This window comes from Enterobacter cloacae complex sp. 397G4 (assembly GCF_050031515.1).
GTDB classification, from domain to species: domain Bacteria; phylum Pseudomonadota; class Gammaproteobacteria; order Enterobacterales; family Enterobacteriaceae; genus Enterobacter; species Enterobacter hormaechei_C.
This window is the reverse complement of the sequence record NZ_JBLGWE010000001.1, coordinates 679,767-696,405: the sequence shown is the minus strand read 5'-3', so window position 1 is coordinate 696,405 and position 16,639 is coordinate 679,767. Positions and strand designations below refer to the sequence as shown.

15 protein-coding genes are annotated in these 16,639 nt (G+C 57.8%); 5 read left to right on the top strand and 10 right to left on the bottom strand.

Annotation, left to right across the window (positions count from 1 at the left end; all coding sequences use genetic code 11):
• Nucleotides 1-108 precede the first annotated feature (108 nt).
• Nucleotides 109-1,008, bottom strand: coding sequence for a LysR family transcriptional regulator (locus ACQG1Y_RS03350; RefSeq protein ID WP_015572618.1), 900 nt, complete (start codon nucleotides 1,006-1,008; stop codon nucleotides 109-111).
• A gap of 106 nt (nucleotides 1,009-1,114) precedes the next feature.
• On the opposite strand from ACQG1Y_RS03350, the gene ACQG1Y_RS03345 reads away from it, so the two are divergent.
• Nucleotides 1,115-2,116 (top strand): zinc-binding alcohol dehydrogenase family protein, encoded by a 1,002-nt coding sequence (locus tag ACQG1Y_RS03345; protein WP_032652513.1) that lies wholly within the window; start codon nucleotides 1,115-1,117, stop codon nucleotides 2,114-2,116.
• Nucleotides 2,117-2,201: 85 nt separating this feature from the next.
• Here the strand turns inward: ACQG1Y_RS03345 and nadR are convergent, their stop codons facing one another.
• From nadR to serB, 3 genes are all read right to left on the bottom strand, one after another.
• Complete coding sequence (gene nadR / locus ACQG1Y_RS03340) at nucleotides 2,202-3,434, bottom strand: multifunctional transcriptional regulator/nicotinamide-nucleotide adenylyltransferase/ribosylnicotinamide kinase NadR (RefSeq protein WP_015572616.1); 1,233 nt, start codon at nucleotides 3,432-3,434, stop codon at nucleotides 2,202-2,204.
• Nucleotides 3,435-3,469: 35 nt separating this feature from the next.
• Nucleotides 3,470-4,855: a DNA repair protein RadA gene (gene radA, locus ACQG1Y_RS03335; RefSeq protein ID WP_252013422.1), complete on the bottom strand. Its 1,386-nt coding sequence runs from the start codon at nucleotides 4,853-4,855 to the stop codon at nucleotides 3,470-3,472.
• Between the two features lie 75 nt (nucleotides 4,856-4,930).
• Nucleotides 4,931-5,899: a phosphoserine phosphatase gene (gene serB, locus ACQG1Y_RS03330; protein ID WP_003856524.1), complete on the bottom strand. Its 969-nt coding sequence runs from the start codon at nucleotides 5,897-5,899 to the stop codon at nucleotides 4,931-4,933.
• A gap of 117 nt (nucleotides 5,900-6,016) precedes the next feature.
• Between serB and ACQG1Y_RS03325 the strand changes: the two genes are divergently transcribed.
• Nucleotides 6,017-6,661, top strand: a complete 645-nt coding sequence (locus ACQG1Y_RS03325; RefSeq protein WP_015572615.1) for a YtjB family periplasmic protein — start codon at nucleotides 6,017-6,019, stop codon at nucleotides 6,659-6,661.
• A 39-nt stretch (nucleotides 6,662-6,700) separates the two neighbouring features.
• Nucleotides 6,701-7,717: a lipoate--protein ligase LplA gene (gene lplA / locus ACQG1Y_RS03320; protein WP_015572614.1), complete on the top strand. Its 1,017-nt coding sequence runs from the start codon at nucleotides 6,701-6,703 to the stop codon at nucleotides 7,715-7,717.
• Nucleotides 7,718-7,802: 85 nt separating this feature from the next.
• On the opposite strand, the gene deoD is transcribed toward lplA, so the two are convergent.
• The 4 genes from deoD to deoC form a co-directional block, all read right to left on the bottom strand.
• A complete protein-coding gene (gene deoD / locus ACQG1Y_RS03315; protein ID WP_003856538.1) occupies nucleotides 7,803-8,522 on the bottom strand; it encodes a purine-nucleoside phosphorylase in 720 nt (239 codons plus the stop codon).
• A 126-nt stretch (nucleotides 8,523-8,648) separates the two neighbouring features.
• Nucleotides 8,649-9,872 (bottom strand): phosphopentomutase, encoded by a 1,224-nt coding sequence (gene deoB / locus ACQG1Y_RS03310; RefSeq protein ID WP_003856540.1) that lies wholly within the window; start codon nucleotides 9,870-9,872, stop codon nucleotides 8,649-8,651.
• A gap of 53 nt (nucleotides 9,873-9,925) precedes the next feature.
• Entirely contained in the window at nucleotides 9,926-11,248 is a 1,323-nt protein-coding gene (gene deoA, locus ACQG1Y_RS03305; RefSeq protein WP_426736670.1) for a thymidine phosphorylase, read from the bottom strand.
• A 99-nt stretch (nucleotides 11,249-11,347) separates the two neighbouring features.
• Complete coding sequence (deoC, locus tag ACQG1Y_RS03300) at nucleotides 11,348-12,127, bottom strand: deoxyribose-phosphate aldolase (RefSeq protein WP_003856543.1); 780 nt, start codon at nucleotides 12,125-12,127, stop codon at nucleotides 11,348-11,350.
• A gap of 262 nt (nucleotides 12,128-12,389) precedes the next feature.
• Here deoC and ACQG1Y_RS03295 point away from each other — a divergent pair, with 262 nt between their 5' ends.
• On the top strand, nucleotides 12,390-13,925 hold the full coding sequence (locus ACQG1Y_RS03295; RefSeq protein ID WP_426736669.1) for a YjjI family glycine radical enzyme: 1,536 nt from the start codon (nucleotides 12,390-12,392) through the stop codon (nucleotides 13,923-13,925).
• Nucleotides 13,900-14,760, top strand: a complete 861-nt coding sequence (locus ACQG1Y_RS03290; protein WP_048973366.1) for a YjjW family glycine radical enzyme activase — start codon at nucleotides 13,900-13,902, stop codon at nucleotides 14,758-14,760. Before ACQG1Y_RS03295 ends, ACQG1Y_RS03290 begins: the two co-directional genes overlap by 26 nt.
• Here ACQG1Y_RS03290 and ACQG1Y_RS03285 read toward each other — a convergent pair.
• Both ACQG1Y_RS03285 and ACQG1Y_RS03280 read right to left on the bottom strand, forming a co-directional pair.
• The gene (locus ACQG1Y_RS03285) at nucleotides 14,755-15,537 is read right to left on the bottom strand and encodes a TatD family hydrolase (protein ID WP_032652508.1); all 783 of its coding nucleotides are present in this window, start codon (nucleotides 15,535-15,537) and stop codon (nucleotides 14,755-14,757) included. The two genes, ACQG1Y_RS03290 and ACQG1Y_RS03285, sit on opposite strands and share 6 nt — an antisense overlap.
• Nucleotides 15,534-16,586 (bottom strand): patatin-like phospholipase family protein, encoded by a 1,053-nt coding sequence (locus ACQG1Y_RS03280; RefSeq protein ID WP_003856550.1) that lies wholly within the window; start codon nucleotides 16,584-16,586, stop codon nucleotides 15,534-15,536. Before ACQG1Y_RS03280 ends, ACQG1Y_RS03285 begins: the two co-directional genes overlap by 4 nt.
• Nucleotides 16,587-16,639: the final 53 nt, after the last annotated feature.

The window sequence follows — 16,639 nt, the reverse complement described above, 5'->3', positions numbered from 1 at the left end:
TTGCCGTTTTTTATGTTTGTACCCTCTCCCCGTGGGAGAGGGCCAGGGTGAGGGCATCAGGCCGCACAGTGTGTAGGCCGGGTAAGGCGAAGCCGCCACCCGGCTTTTTTATTTGCCCACGTAATACCGCTTCACCTCATCAAACTGCATCGCAAAGTCGATATAGCTCATCAGCGCAGGCGAATTGAGCTTACGGCTCGGGTAGGCCAGCCAGAGATCGTTTCCCTCAACGCTCCACGCCGGCAGCACCTTCACCAGCGCGCCCTTTTCGATCTTATCTTCCAGCAGGAATGCGGGTAACAGCGTGATCCCCGCCCCGGCAATGGCGCATTCCCGGGCGTACACCAGGTTATCGGTCATATGGGCGTTATCCGGCAGGTAGCGGTAATCCTCACTCTCGCTTCGCAGAAGCCACTCCGACCATGCCCGGTGCGTAATGCAGCGGTGCTCCACCAGCTGTCGGGGATGGATTAACGGCGCCCGACGCGCCAGGTAGTGGGGCGAGGCCAGCATGTAGCGCGGACAGTGCCCAATCATGCGGCCAATCAGGGAAGAATCCTGCGGTTTGCCGGTGCGCAGCGCCACGTCAAAGCCAGACTCGACCAGATCCACCACGTCGTCTGAGATCGACACATCCAGCGACACGTCCGGATAGCGAAGCTGGAACTCGGCATTCATATGCGCCAGCAGCGTCGCGCCAATTCCCGCCGGACAGGTGATCCGCAGCCGCCCGCTGGGGTTTTCGCGCAGCCGCTGAATGGCATACTCCGCGCGCTCGCTGGCCGCCAGCATCTCGCGACAGTGTACCAGATAGTGCTCGCCTGCAAACGTCAGGCTGATCCTGCGCGTGGTGCGATTCAACAGACGGATCCCCACCTGCTGCTCCAGCTGGCTAATCCGCTGGCTGACGCTGGATTTCGGCAGTTCCGCCTTCTGCGCCGCCGCGGTAAAGCTGCCCATCTCGGCCACCAGCGCAAACAGCGCCATATCCTGAAGCTGTTTAAACATTTGTTCACCCTGTACGAACGCTGAGTTCTGGATTGTCCATCTTATCATGCAGCTGACCACTTAATAGACTAGCCTCAACAAAACGCATGCCATTGAGGAGCACACCATGTCAGTGAAAGCCATTGCCGTTAACCCGGAAAATCCGTCCACCTTCGTTGAAATCACTCCGCCGATGCCGCAGCCCGGTGAACACGATCTGCTGGTGGAGGTAAAAGCCGTCTCCGTAAACCCGGTGGACACCAAGGTACATGCAGGCATTGCCAAAAGCGGACTGAAGGAGCCGCGCATTCTCGGGTGGGATGCCAGCGGTATCGTACAAGCCGTTGGGGCTGGCGTCACCGGATTCAAACCGGGTGACGAAGTGTGGTACGCGGGGGATATCACCCGTCCGGGCAGTAATACCACGCACCAGCTGATCGATGCGCGCATTGTCGGGCACAAGCCTGCAAGCCTTGACTGGGCCGCCGCGGCTGCATTGCCGCTGACGGCGCTCACCGCGTGGGAAGGCCTGTTTGAACGGCTGAAGATTCAGGATGCCGACGCAGATAAAACGCTGCTGATAATTGGCGGCGCGGGTGGAGTCGGATCGCTGGCGATCCCGTTTGCGAAGCACAACAGCAAGGTGAAGATCGTCGCAACCGCTTCACGAGAAGATTCCGCCAGGTGGTGTCGCGATCGCGGGGCTGACATTGTTGTAAATTACCACGACCTGAAGGGAGAACTGGCGAAACAGGGGCTCACCTTTGTGGATTACATTTTTATCCTCAACGATACCGACGGGCACTGGGATGCGGTCAGCGATCTGATTGCCCCTCAGGGAGACATTTGTTCCATCGTTGAAAACGCGCATCCGCTGAACCAGGACAAGCTGAAGTCCAAATCTGCCGCCCTGCACTGGGAATTTATGTACACCCGTAGCATGTACCAGACCACGGATATGGCGCGTCAGGGTGAGATTTTAGATGAGGTGGCGAAGCTGGTGGATAACGGCGTGGTGGAAAGCTCGCTCAGCGAAACGCTGCACGGGCTAAGCGTGGAAAGCATTACCGAAGCGCACCGCAGGGTGCTGGAGGGGCATATGCGTGGGAAGGTGGTGGTTGAGTATTGAGTGTGGACTGATTCCCTCACCCCGGCCCTCTCCCAAAGGGAGAGGGCGATTAAAGCCCCCTCTCCTGGTGGGAGAGGGGAAGTTATTAACCCTGCTCCCCCATCATCTCCTTCACCAGCTCGACGCAGCGCAGGAAGCGGGAGTCGTAGTCCGACTCTTCCACATGTACAAACTCAACGTTGTTCTCGTTAAGCATCTCTACCAGCATGGTCTGGAACTCCCGCCTGTCCACCGAGCTGCCCAGGCTGCGCATGCCGTCGGCCACCCACGGGGTATTGTTTTCCAGCAGGATCACCAGGTCAAAGCGGTATTCGTCAATCAGCGCCTGCACAAACGGGTGCTCGCGCCCTTCGTACTTTTTGCAGAACGCCTGCGTGGTGACGAAATCGGTATCAATAAAGGCGACTTTATTGGCGTATTTCACCGCAAAATCAATGTACTGGGCATGACCGAGCGCGATTTTATCGTAGTCGGAATACTGCAACGCCATCTCGTCGCCGCCAAGGTGTGAGAAGACGTAATCGCGGCCATACTCCCACGCACTGGTGGTATTGAAGATGTTAGCCAGCTTATTTACCAGCGTCGATTTCCCGCTCGACTCGCCGCCGAGGATCGCCACCGTACGCACGAAGAACGGCTTCACCTCGGTCGGGATGTAGTCCCAGTAACGGAACGGGTTCTCGCGGATCTGCGCCCCGCTGATGTTCATGAAGGTGCGTTTAGGATCGATCAGCACCGTCTCGATGCCCAGATGCTCGCGGAACTGCGGCGCGTCGGACTCTTCAGAGGTATAGATCCAGTTAGGCGCAATGCCCTTCTCTTCCATAAACGCTTTGATGCCGTTGCTCCACACGTCCCAGCCGTGCGGATACGGCTCCATGCCCTCTTCGTTAAAGGCATGAATACGAATATTTTTCTGATATTTAAAGGTCTGAAGCAGCCAGCGCAGGCGGTCCGGCACGGTGGGCTGCTGCGACATGGCGCTGTCTTCAAACAGCTGGCGATCGCGGGTTTCATCATAACCCATGATGATATGCAGTTCGTCGACCTGGCTACAGGCGCGCTGGATCAGATAGATATGCCCGGTATGCAGCGGGTAGAACTTACCGAACACCACGCCAATGTTCTTTTGCATCCGCGGAAATTCAAGCCCCAGAAAACGGTGCAGCGCTTCCAGCTTCTGCGCGCTGGGGCTTTTGATTTTGGCGTTCAGCAGTTGGCTCAGGTAGCCCTTGGTCATGCCGCTGGCGTCCGCCACCTGCTGCAACGTGCAGCCCTTCTGGCGGATAGCGGTCTTGATGTAGTCAAATGATGACATAAATTACGGTGCCTCCTGCAAAATCGAATACGTAATTATAAGTCGTCAAAGACATTTAACGCATCTGCAAGTTTTTTAACGCCAAAAACCTGCATCCCTTCCGGAATTTTTTTCGGCACGTTGGCGGCCGGAACAATCGCGCGGCGGAAGCCATGTTTTGCCGCTTCGGAGATACGCTCCTGACCGCTCGGCACCGGGCGGATCTCGCCGGCCAACCCTACCTCACCAAATACCACCAGATCCTGCGGCAACGGTCTGTCGCGCAGGCTGGAGACCATTGCCAGCAGCAGCGCCAGGTCCGCGCTGGTTTCCGTAACCTTCACCCCACCAACCACGTTGACGAACACATCCTGATCCGCCATTTGCAGACCGCCGTGACGGTGCAGCACCGCCAGCAGGATCGCCAGGCGGTTCTGTTCCAGACCGACCGCCACGCGCCGCGGGTTGCCCATCATCGATTGATCCACCAGCGCCTGAATTTCAACCAGCAGCGGACGCGTCCCCTCCCACAGCACCATCACCGAACTACCGGACGTGATCTCGTCGCCACGGCTCAGGAAGATGGCCGACGGGTTGCTGACTTCGCGAAGCCCCTGCTCGGTCATGGCAAACACGCCCAGCTCATTCACCGCGCCAAAGCGGTTTTTATGGCTGCGCAGGGTACGAAAACGGGAATCCGCATCGCCATCGAGCATCACCGAGCAGTCGATACAGTGTTCAAGCACTTTCGGTCCCGCCAGCGAGCCGTCTTTGGTCACATGACCAACCATCACAATCGCCACGCCGCGCGTTTTGGCAAAGCGCGTCAGGTAGGCCGCGGTTTCACGCACCTGCGCCACGCTTCCCGGTGACGACTGAATGTCAGCCATATGCATCACCTGAATGGAGTCAATCACCATCAGCTTCGGCTGCTCTTCTTCGGCGATCATGCAGATCTGCTCGATGCTGGTTTCCGAAAGCATATTCAGATTGCCGGTCGGCAGGCCGAGGCGGTGCGCGCGCATCGCCACCTGCTGGAGTGATTCTTCCCCCGTGACGTACAGGGTTTTCATCTGTTCGGCTAGCTTGCAGAGCGTTTGCAGCAGCAGGGTCGATTTACCCGCGCCCGGGTTACCGCCGATCAGAATGGCGCTGCCCGGCACTACGCCACCGCCGAGCACGCGGTCAAATTCTTTGAATCCGGTGGAAAAGCGCGGCAGCACCTCAAGGCTGATATCCGAAAGTTTTTGTACCTTCGACACGCCTGCATTGCCCGCATAGCCGCTCAGCCGTTCATTGCGGGCCACGCTCGGCGAAGCCGCCACACCACGCACTTCGGTGATGGTGTTCCAGGCATGGCAGGCGCTGCATTGCCCCTGCCAGCGCGGATAATCCGCACCACATTCATTACAGACAAATGCGCGTTTTGGAGCTTTCGCCACGGTTTACCTCGTTATTTCTGTGCGGTCTGCGCGCCGGGTGGCGCTTACGCTTACCCGGCCTACAAAAGCAGGCCGCTATTTTTGATTAATGCTGCCGGAGAGAATGCAGAACACCCCCATCAGATCAGCATGACGGATAGTGACTTCCGTCTTTTCATTCACTTTCGGCTTGGCATGGTAGGCAATACCCAGCCCGGCAACTTTGATCATCGGCAGATCGTTCGCGCCATCGCCGATGGCGACGGTCTGCTCGACCGGAATGGCATATTTCTCCGCCAGACGCGTCAGCGTATTGGCTTTGTACTGCGCGTCCACGATGTCGCCGATGACCTGTCCGGTGAGTTTGCCGTCCATGATCTCCAGCTCGTTTGCCACCACGGTGGTCAGACGCAGCTTGTCACGCAGGTAGTCGGCAAAGAAGGTGAACCCGCCGGAGGCAATCGCCACTTTCCAGCCGAGCGTCTCCAGCTTGAGCACCAGCTGCGTCAGCCCAGGCATCAGGGGCAGTTCATCGCGCACCTGACGCAAAATGTTAGCATCGGCCCCCTTCAGGGTCGCCACGCGCTGTCTCAGGCTGGCGGTGAAATCCAGCTCGCCGCGCATCGCGCGCTCGGTGACTTCCGCCACCAGCTCGCCGCTGCCCGCCAGTTTAGCAATCTCGTCAATACATTCGATCTGAATGGCGGTGGAGTCCATGTCCATTACCAGCAGGCCGGGCGTTTTCAGGTGCGGAATTTTGCCGAGGGGGGCAACGTCCAGCCCGGCGTCGTGCGCCAGACGCGTGGCGCGCTGCGTCAGGGAACCCGCCAGGCGAATAACCTGATAATCTTCCACGCACCAGGCCGCAACGATGACCATCGCTGCGCCCAGTTTGGTTTGATACTGGGTGAGGCGTTGCTTATCCAGGCCGCGTCCGTACAGCAGCCAGCCGCTACGGCCAGCGTGGTAATCGAGAGGCATCACCTCATCGCCACTTAAAGAGAGCGGCAATCCTGGCCATAAAGAGACATCCGTTGGCAGGTCGCACCAGGTAATGTTCGGCATTGAAGCTCCTGTAATTTCGTTCGCGCCGGAAGGTTCCAGAGGGAAAATAACGCATGAGGCTACCCTGTAACCATCACTTCTGGCAACATTAAGCCGTAAATTTTAAGCAGGTGGAATATGGCTCGCGCAAAACTGAAATTCCGGCTTCATCGCGCCGTGATTGTCCTGATCTGTCTCGCACTATTAGTGGCGCTGATGCAGGGGGCATCCTGGTTTAGCCAGAATCACCAACGACAGCGTAACCCGCAGTTTGAGGAACTGGCCCGGACGCTGGCGCGCCAGGTGACGCTCAACGTTGCGCCGTCTATGCGCACCGAAACGCCGGATGATAAGCGAATAGCCCAGGTATTGCGCCAGCTTACGGAAAACAGCCGCATTCTGGATGCAGGCGTGTACGATGAACAGGGCGACCTGATTGCCCGCGCGGGTGAGCATGTCGACGTGCGTGACAGGCTGGCGCTGGATGGCAAAAAAGCCGGTGGTTATTTCAACCAACAAATCGTCGAACCCATTCAGGGCAAGAATGGTCCGCTCGGCTATTTACGTCTGACACTCGACACCCACACCCTGCCAACCGAAGCCAAACAGGTGGATAACACCACCAATATTTTGCGCCTGATGCTGCTGCTCTCGCTGGCGATTGGCGTGGTACTGGCGCGCACGCTGCTCCAGGGCAAACGCACCCGCTGGCAGCAGTCGCCGTTCCTGTTAACCGCCAGCAAGTCGGTTCCCGAAGAGGAAGAGAGCGAGAAGAAAGAATAGTGATAAAGTAGGCGGATGATTCGGAAAAGGAACTCTGCCATGTCGACGTTACGCCTGCTAATCTCTGACTCTTACGATCCCTGGTTTAACCTGGCGGTGGAAGAGTGCATCTTCCGCCAGATGCCTGCCACCCAGCGCGTCCTGTTTCTCTGGCGCAACGCCGATACGGTCGTTATTGGTCGCGCGCAAAATCCTTGGAAAGAGTGTAACACCCGCCGTATGGAAGAGGACAACGTCCGCCTGGCGCGCCGCAGCAGCGGCGGCGGTGCGGTGTTTCACGATCTGGGCAACACCTGCTTTACCTTTATGGCGGGCAAGCCGGAATACGACAAAACCATCTCGACTTCCATTGTGCTTAACGCGCTCAATTCGCTCGGCGTGACGGCTGAAGCCTCGGGACGTAACGATCTGGTCGTGAAAACGCCTGAAGGCGACCGGAAAGTGTCAGGCTCAGCCTACCGCGAAACGATGGATCGCGGATTCCACCACGGCACATTATTGCTGAATGCCGATCTGAGCCGTCTGGCAAACTATCTGAATCCGGACAAGAAAAAGCTCCAGGCTAAGGGAATTACCTCCGTGCGCGGTCGCGTGGCGAATCTGGTGGAGCTCCTGCCGGGGATTACCCATGAACGCATTTGCGATGCGATCCGCGAGGCCTTTTTCAGGCATTACGGTGAACGCGTAGAAGCCGAGGTGATTTCTCCGGATAAAACCCCGGATCTGCCAAACTTCGCGGAAACCTTCGCCCGCCAGAGCAGCTGGGAGTGGAATTTCGGTCAGGCACCGGCGTTTTCACACCTGCTGGATGAGCGATTTACCTGGGGCGGCGTTGAGCTGCACTTTGACGTCGAGAAAGGCCATATCTCTCGTACTCAGGTATTTACGGATAGTCTTAATCCGGCACCGTTAGAAGCGCTGGCTGCACGTTTGCAGGGCTGTCTCTATCGGGCAGATATGCTGCAACAGGAGTGTGACGCGTTACGTGTTGATTTTCCGGAACAGGAACAAGAGTTGCGGGAGTTATCGGCGTGGATTGCGCAGGCAGTACGCTAATAAAAAAGCCCGCTGGCGCTCTGCTTAGCGGGCCTGGAAAACCGCTGGCCGGGTCAGGCGAAGCCGCCACCCGGCACAACAGGTATTACTCTTTATCGCCGAGCAGAACGGATTCCAGCGCGATTTTGATCATGTCGTTGAAGGTGGTCTGACGCTCGGCAGCGGTAGTCTGCTCGTGGGTACGGATGTGGTCAGACACGGTGCAGATGGTCAGCGCTTTCGCACCGAATTCAGCCGCCACGCCGTAGATACCGGCCGCTTCCATTTCCACGCCCAGAATGCCGTATTTTTCCATCACGTCGAACATGTCGCCTTCTGGCGAGTAGAACAGATCGGCAGAGAACAGGTTGCCCACGCGCGCGTCAACGCCCAACGCTTTTGCCGCGTCAACCGCGTTACGCACCATGTCAAAGTCAGCGATGGCTGCAAAATCATGATCTTTAAAGCGAATGCGGTTGACTTTAGAGTCGGTGCACGCGCCCATGCCGATCACCACGTCACGCAGCTTAACGTCCATGCGCACTGCGCCGCAGGAGCCGACACGGATGATTTTCTTCACGCCGAAATCGGTGATCAGCTCTTTGGTGTAGATGGAGCAGGATGGGATACCCATGCCGTGACCCATCACGGAGATTTTGCGGCCTTTATAGGTGCCGGTGAAGCCCAGCATGCCGCGCACGTTGTTCACTTCACGCACGTCTTCGAGGAAGGTTTCTGCAATGTGCTTCGCGCGCAGCGGGTCGCCCGGCATCAATACGACGTCAGCGAAATCACCCATTTCTGCATTAATGTGAGGAGTTGCCATCTTCAGTTCCTTTTACATTGTTGTTTTTGCCGGGTGGCGGCTACGCCTTACCCGGCCTACATTCTGTTTCTCCCTCTCCCGGTGGGAGAGGGCCGGGGTGAGGGCATCAGGCCGCACCCAATCCGTTTAGAACATAGCCTTGCCATATTCCATGTCAGACGTACCAAAGTATTTCGCAATCGTCTGGCCGATGTCCGCGAAGGTCTCACGGTGCCCCAGCGAGCCCGGTTTGACTTTCGGGCCGTACACCAGCACCGGAATGTGCTCACGGGTGTGGTCGGTACCGGTCCAGGTCGGGTCACAGCCATGGTCAGCGGTCAGGATCAGAATGTCATCTTCCCCCACCAGCTCCATCAGCTCTGGCAGACGGCGGTCAAACAGCTCCAGACCCGCAGCATACCCGGCGACATCGCGACGGTGGCCCCAGGAGGAGTCGAAGTCCACGAAGTTGGTGAAGACAATGGTCTTATCGCCCGCTTCTTTCATCTCTTTGATGGTGGCGTCGAACAGCGCATCCAGACCGGTCGCTTTGACCTTTTTGGTAATGCCGCAGTTGGCGTAAATGTCCGCGATTTTACCCACGGAAACCACGTGGCCGTCTTTCTCGTCGACGAGTTTTTGCAGCACGGTCGGCGCCGGTGGCTCCACGGCCAGATCGTGACGGTTGCCGGTACGCTGGAAGTTACCCGCTTTGTCGCCGATAAACGGACGCGCGATAACGCGGCCAATGTTGTAGCCGCCTTCGGTCAGCTCTTCACGGGCGATCTCGCACAGCTCGTACAGTTTATCCAGGCCAAACGTCTCTTCATGGCAGGCGATCTGGAACACGGAGTCAGCAGAGGTATAGAAAATCGGCTTGCCGGTTTTCATATGCTCTTCGCCGAGCTGATCCAGAATCACGGTACCGGAAGAGTGGCAGTTGCCGAGGTAGCCCGGCAGGTTGGCGCGCTTCACCAGCTTATCGAGCAGCTCCTGCGGGAAGCTGTTCTCGTGATCGGAGAAGTAGCCCCAGTCAAACAGCACCGGCACGCCGGCGATTTCCCAGTGGCCGGACGGAGTATCTTTCCCGGAAGAGAGCTCGTGCGCCCACGCGTAGGCGCCCACCACTTCCGCGTTACCGTCCATACCGGCTGCGATCTTACCGGTAGAGCCTTCATGCGCTTTTACCAGCCCCAGACGGGTCAGGTTTGGCAGGTTCAGAGGGCCTTTACGACCGTTGTCCGCTTCGCCTTTTGCACAGGCTTCCGCGATGTGACCCAGGGTATCGGAACCCACGTCACCAAATCGTTCTGCATCTTCGGTTGCGCCGATGCCGAATGAGTCCAGCACCATAATAAATGCACGTTTCATAATTGTTCTCCGTACTTAGTGCTTCATAAAAATGCGATCAGATCAGTATACCGCTATTCAGTGATACGACGATAGACCGTCGGTGTGGTTTCCGGTGCTTTATCGTCAAGAGATATTGCCGCCTTCACCGCTTTCGCCGCGTCCTGCCAGCTGGCTTCATCTTTCGCGTGGATCACCGCCAGCGGACGTTGGCCGTCAACGCTGTCGCCCAGACAGGCCATATCGGTAAAGCCGACGCTGTAATCAATGGTGTCCGATGCCTGACGACGACCGCCGCCCATAGACACAACAGCCATGCCGAGCGCGCGGGTATCCATAGCCGAGACAAAGCCTTCGCTGTCCGCATAGACCGCTTTGCTGAGCATCGCGGTGGGCAGGTATTTCGCGTAGTTTTCCACGAAGTCGGTCGGGCCTTTCTGCGCCGCCACCATCCGACCAAAGATCTCCGCCGCTTTGCCGTTGTCCAGCACCGCCTGAAGCTTCGCGCGGGCTTCCGCGTCGTCTTTGGCCAACTTGCCGGAGATTAACATCTCAACGCACAGCGCCATGGTGACATCGAACAGGCGCGGGTTACGGTATTCGCCTGTGAGGAACTGCACGGCCTCACGGACTTCAACCGCGTTACCGGCGCTGGAGGCCAGCACCTGGTTCATGTCCGTCAGCAGTGCAGTGGTGCGCACGCCCGCGCCGTTGGAGACGCCAACGATCGCTTCGGCCAGCGCCTCAGAGAGTTCATAGGGTGGCATAAACGCGCCGCTGCCCACTTTCACATCCATCACCAGCGCATCCAGACCTTCCGCCAGTTTTTTGGCAAGGATAGAGGCGGTGATCAGCGGGATGGAGTCTACGGTCGCGGTAATGTCACGCGTCGCGTAGAAACGCTTGTCAGCCGGAGCAAGAGAGCTGGTCTGGCCGATAATCGCCACGCCAACGTCTTTAATAATGTCGCGGAAGCGGTTGTCATCCGGGAAGATATCGAAGCCCGGAATGGCTTCCAGTTTGTCGAGCGTACCGCCGGTATGACCCAGGCCGCGCCCGGAAATCATCGGGATGTAACCGCCACAGGCCGCCACCATTGGGCCGAGCATCAGAGACGTCACGTCGCCCACGCCGCCGGTGGAGTGTTTGTCCACAATTGGGCCGTTAAGGTTGAGGCTTTTCCAGTCCAGAACGGTTCCTGAATCTCGCATCGCCATGGTCAGCGACACGCGCTCAGGCATCGACATATCGTGGAAGAAAATGGTCATCGCCAGAGCCGCAATCTGCCCTTCAGAGATGGTGTTATCACGAATGCCATTGATAAAAAAGCGGATTTCTTCGTCGCTTAATGCATGACCATCACGTTTTTTACGAATAATTTCTTGTGCGAGAAACACGGTAACCTCCATGCGGAATCGGGTGAATGGCGGCGGATATGTTGACCCGCCCTACGCTCCTGTAGGCCGGGTTAGCGTAGCGCCACCCGGCAATTCAACTTAGTAGCTGCTTGCGCTCTTACCGTCACCGTGACCCAGCGCTTTCAGCAAGCTGGCCAGCAGGCTGGACGCGCCGAAGCGGTAGTGGCGGGAATCAGCCCAGTCGGCGCCGAACAGCTCGTCGGCAATCGCCAGGAACTGCTGCGCGTCTTCCGCGGTACGCACGCCGCCCGCCGGTTTGAAGCCAACGGTTTTGGACACGCCCATATCACGGATGACTTCCATCATGATGCGTGCGCTTTCCGGAGTAGCGTTGACCGGCACTTTACCGGTAGAGGTTTTAATGAAATCCGCGCCCGCTTTGATGGAGATTTCAGACGCCTTACGAATCAACGCCTCTTCTTTCAGCTCGCCGGTTTCGATGATCACTTTAAGCAGCACGTTTGCCGCCGCACACGCGTCTTTACAGGCTTTCACCAGGTCAAAACCGACCTGCTCGTTGCCGGCGATCAGCGCGCGGTACGGGAATACCACGTCAACTTCGTCCGCGCCGTACGCAATCGCCGCGCGGGTTTCTGCCAGCGCGATCTCGATATCGTCATTGCCGTGCGGGAAGTTAGTTACGGTGGCAATGCGCACGTCCGGCGTGCCCTGCTCTTTCAGCGTTTTGCGGGCAATCGGGATAAAGCGCGGGTAGATACAGACGGCGGCGGTGTTACCCACTGGCGTTTTCGCCTGATGGCACAGGGCGATGACTTTTTCATTGGTGTCGTCATCGTTCAGGGTGGTCAGGTCCATCAGTTTCAACGCGCGCAGGCTGCTTGCAGTTAAATCGGTCATAACATTCTCCAACGGCAGTGCCGTATAAATTTTACCTTGCGGGTCTGTGAGTATTCTAACATTCACCCGCATCCACACTTCGACATTCATCACAGTTAATGAAAACTGTGTGCAAATTTGCATTACTGTAATGAGATCTTCTTCAAATTTTAGTGCGTTAATTGCTGACTAAATCGGCGATATCCCCTGTCTGATCAAAAGCGCCACCAGGCTGGCTTCCTACAATTCGTTCACCATCCGCAGAACAACCAAGGAAGTGAACATGCCCGACGCCCTGCAACAACGTTGCCAGCACATTGTGACCAGCCCGGTGTTAACCCCGGAACAAAAACGTCATTATCTGGCGCTGGAAGCAGAGAACAATCTGCCCTATCCCGCTCTGCCAGAGGCGGCCCGGGCCGCGCTGGACGAGGGATTCATCTGCGACATGTTCGAAGGCCATGCGCCTTACAAACCGCGCTACGTGCTGCCGGACTACGCTAAATTTCTGGCTAACGGCTCAGAATGGCTGGAGCTGGAAGGGGCGAAAGATCTGGATGATGCCCTCTCGCTGCTCACTATCCTTTATCACCATGTTCCGTCCGTCACATCGATGCCGGTCTATCTGGGCCAGCTCGATGAGATACTCAGCCCCTATGTTAAAATTCTAACACAGGATGAAATCGATAGCCGAATAAAACGTTTCTGGCGTTACCTGGACAGAACCCTGCCCGATGCGTTTATGCATGCCAATATCGGCCCGGCGGATACGCCTGTCACCCGAGCCATCCTTCGCGCGGATGCCGAACTGAAGCAGGTTGCGCCGAACCTGACCTTTATCTACGACCCGGATGTAACCCCCAGCGATCTGCTGCTGAGCGTGGCGGAAAACATTTGTGAATGTAGTAAACCGCATATTTCTAATGGCCCGGTGAATGATAAAATTTTCACAAAAGGTCGCTATGGCGTGGTGAGCTGTTACAACTCCCTGCCGCTGGCGGGCGGCGGCAGCACGCTGGTGCGCCTTAACCTGAAAGCGATCGCGGAACACAGCCTCTCACCGGAAGACTTTTTCACCCGTACCCTTCCCCACTACTGCCAACAACAAATCGCGATCATCAATGCGCGCTGCGATTTTCTATATGAACAATCCGGCTTCTTTGAGAATAGCTTCCTGGTGAAAGAGGGGCTGATTGATGCCGATCGCTTTGTGCCGATGTTTGGCATGTACGGTCTGGCCGAAGCGGTGAATGTGCTGTGCGAGAAAGCAGGCATTACGGGACGTTACGGTAAGAACGAACAGGCCAATGCGCTGGGCTACCGCATCAGTGAACAGCTTGCGGCGTTTGTTGAAAACACGCCGGTGAAACACGGCTGGCAGCACCGCGCGATGCTGCATGCCCAGTCTGGGATCAGTTCCGATTCTGACACCACGCCGGGCGCACGTCTGCCGTACGGCGACGAACCGGACCCTGTCAGCCACCTGCTGGCCGTGGCGCCGCATCATAAACACTATCATTCGGGGATCAGCGATATTCTCACCCTGGAGGAAACGGTTAAACGCAATCCTCAGGCTGTGGTGCAGCTGTGCCTGGGGGCGTTCAACGCCGGTATGCGTGAGTTCACCGCGAATGTAGCCGGAAACGACCTGGTGCGCGTCACCGGGTATATGGTGCGGCTCTCCGATCTGGAGAAATACCGGGAGGCCGGCTCGCGCACCAACACCACCTGGCTCGGCGAGGAGGCCGCGCGCAATACCCGTATTCTGGAACGTCAGCCGCGCGTGATAAGCCATGAACAGCAGATGCGCTTTAGTTAGTCAGGTCATACCCTTCTCCTGCGTGGACGGGCCGGGCAGCCGCCTGGCGTTGTTCCTCCAGGGCTGTAACCTGCGCTGCAAAACCTGCCACAACCCGTGGACGATAGGGCGCTGCAACGACTGCGGCGACTGTGTTCCCCACTGTCCTCATGATGCGCTGGCAATTCAGGCCGGGCGCGTCTGGTGGCAGGAGAGTCACTGTCAGCAGTGCGACACCTGTCTGCACCTGTGTCAGCAGCAGGCGACGCCGATGGCGCAGCGCTATAGCGTCGAGGAGATCCTCTCCCGGGTTCGCACGTCCGCGCCGTTTATTGAGGGCGTGACCGTCAGCGGGGGTGAGGCCACCACGCAGCTGCCGTTTTTGGTTGCGCTGTTCACCGCGATCAAAGCCGATCCGTCCCTGCGCCATCTGACGTGCCTGGTGGACAGCAACGGCCTGTTAAGCGAAACCGGCTGGCAAAAGCTGTTACCGGTGTTTGACGGCGCGATGGTGGATCTGAAAGCCTGGGGCAATGAACATCACCGTTTTCTGACCGGGCGCGAAAACACGCAGATCAAGCAGAGCATCCGCTGGCTGGCCGATCGTCATCGCCTGACGGAGCTGCGCCTGATGGTGATCCCCGCTCGGTGTGATTATCTGCACCATCTGCCATCGCTGACCGCTTTTATCCACGCGTTGGGGAACGTTCCTGTGCGGATCAACGCGTTTCATGCTCATGGGGTTTACGGGGAGGCGGCGCGATGGCGGAGCGCCACGCCGGAGGACATCGAGCCGCTGGCGCAGGCCCTGGAACGGCAGCAGATCACGGTGATCCGCCCGGCCCTTTATTTATAGCGTGATGCCGAAGACCGCGCGGGTGTTTTCCAGCAGCGCGCTGGCAATCACATCTTCAGGCTCCTGACGCAGCTCACACAGCACATCAAAAACGCGTGCCGCCTGCTCCGGGCGGTTGGGCTGGCCCTGAAAACCATTCAGCGGCATGTCAGGCGCATCCGTTTCCAGCAGGAGCGAGGTCAGCGGGAGCTGCGCCATCACATCACGGGTTTTGCTGGCACGCGGATAGGTAATGGTGCCACCGACGCCAATCTTATAGCCCAGCTCAATAAAACGCTGCGCCTGCTGAAGGCTTCCAGCGAAACCATGGACCACGCCCCTGCGCGGCACGTCGATACGCTTCAGGTGCATCGCCAGTTTGTCATGGGTACGTCTGGAGTGGAGGATCACCGGCAGATCGTGGCGCTTTGCCAGCCGGAGCTGCGCATCCAGGATCGTCTGCTGGCGCTCAAACTGCGGATCTTCACGATAGAGATCGAGGCCGATCTCACCGATGGCAACCAGCTTCGTATCCGCATTTTGCAGCGTGGCATCCAGCCTGTCGAGATGGTCATCAAGATGGTGCTCAATAACGATCGGATGCAGACCCAGCGCGGCATACAGCGCATCGTGCTCCCGGGCAAGCGCCAGAACTTTGTCGAATCTCGCCGCTTCAATAGCGGGCACAATAATGGCTCTCACACCGGCCTCAGCCGCGCGCGCAATACTTGATGTTTCCTCCCCGCTAAACGGCGGGAAATCAAAGTGGCAATGGGTATCGATAAAGCAGTGCGTCACGCCAGATCCTCGTTATCGAGTAAGCCATCGTTGGCCTGCGGCGCGTCCACCAGCGGCATCGCCACCGCGTCATTGGCCACCACGGCAGGCGGCAAAATGATGCTTTTATGCCGATGAAGAGGCGGTTGCTCCGCCAGCATTTTCCCGACGGTCGCCAGGAAGTAACGCCCGCACAGCCGCCCCGTTTTGTAATCCATACGCAACGCAGGCAGCCGACTGCCCAGCGCCATGCTCAACAGCGGCTTAGGCGGATAAATTTCAAAGATGCGCAGCTTGCCCGGTGGTTTTTCAATAAAACGCTGCATCGCGCCGTAGGTGGTTTCATGCTGCTTCGCGATATTCACCAGCGGTTGCAGGCTGCTGTCGCCCAGCCAGCGTTCCATCCGCTTAAACCACTGTGGGGTGTAATACATCTGCGAAGGCACCGTGCGGATCACCACAATGGTTTTTGCCCCGCGCCGCGCCGCCTCCTGTACCGGCACCGCGTCGCTGATACCGCCGTCAAGATAGCTTATCCCCTCCAGCAGGGCGCCGGTGCGGTAGAATCCCGGGATCGCGCTGGACGCGCGGATGATATCCAGCCAGTTCTCTTTCTGCGGCGAAAAGTAACCCGGCGAATAGTCATCGCCACGGCTGGCGCACATCCAGAACTCTTTGCCGGTATCGAACAGACGTGACGCGGTATCCATGGCCAGCGGCATCTGGCTGGAGGTAGCATCCAGTAACCAGTCGAGATCGATCAGGTTCCCGCCGCGTACGAAGCGTACCGGATTGAAGAATTCTTTGGAGGTGGTGTAGCGCATAATCACTTTGCGCGCATAGCCGGGCTGGTTGCAGACATAGGCGGAGAGGTTCTGCGCCCCGGCAGAGGTACCGAAATAGAGATCGAACGGGTTGAATTGTGCGCGCATAAATTCGTCAAGCACGCCAGCAGTGAAAATACCGCGCTGCCCTCCCCCTTCACAGACCAGCGCAAGCTGGCCTGCATGAAACGGTTTTAACGTCAGCGGCGCAATATTGCCGAGCGTAACGGGAATTCGTTGCCCCACCTCTGCCTTCCTGTTTTCATTATTTTGATGAGACACAGTAACGCACTTCCCCG

Bases quoted from the DNA above. Each gene is read 5' to 3' on its own strand.
- ACQG1Y_RS03345 (WP_032652513.1), top strand. From the start codon at position 1,115: ATGTCAGTGAAAGCCATTGCCGTTAACCCGGAAAATCCGTCCACCTTC.
- deoD (WP_003856538.1), bottom strand. From the start codon at position 8,522: ATGGCAACTCCTCACATTAATGCAGAAATGGGTGATTTCGCTGACGTC.
- deoB (WP_003856540.1), bottom strand. From the start codon at position 9,872: ATGAAACGTGCATTTATTATGGTGCTGGACTCATTCGGCATCGGCGCA.
- ACQG1Y_RS03295 (WP_426736669.1), top strand. From the start codon at position 12,390: ATGCCCGACGCCCTGCAACAACGTTGCCAGCACATTGTGACCAGCCCG.
- deoC (WP_003856543.1), bottom strand. From the start codon at position 12,127: ATGACCGATTTAACTGCAAGCAGCCTGCGCGCGTTGAAACTGATGGAC.
- ACQG1Y_RS03350 (WP_015572618.1), bottom strand. From the start codon at position 1,008: ATGTTTAAACAGCTTCAGGATATGGCGCTGTTTGCGCTGGTGGCCGAG.
- lplA (WP_015572614.1), top strand. From the start codon at position 6,701: ATGTCGACGTTACGCCTGCTAATCTCTGACTCTTACGATCCCTGGTTT.
- serB (WP_003856524.1), bottom strand. From the start codon at position 5,899: ATGCCGAACATTACCTGGTGCGACCTGCCAACGGATGTCTCTTTATGG.
- ACQG1Y_RS03290 (WP_048973366.1), top strand. From the start codon at position 13,900: ATGAACAGCAGATGCGCTTTAGTTAGTCAGGTCATACCCTTCTCCTGC.
- nadR (WP_015572616.1), bottom strand. From the start codon at position 3,434: ATGTCATCATTTGACTACATCAAGACCGCTATCCGCCAGAAGGGCTGC.
- ACQG1Y_RS03325 (WP_015572615.1), top strand. From the start codon at position 6,017: ATGGCTCGCGCAAAACTGAAATTCCGGCTTCATCGCGCCGTGATTGTC.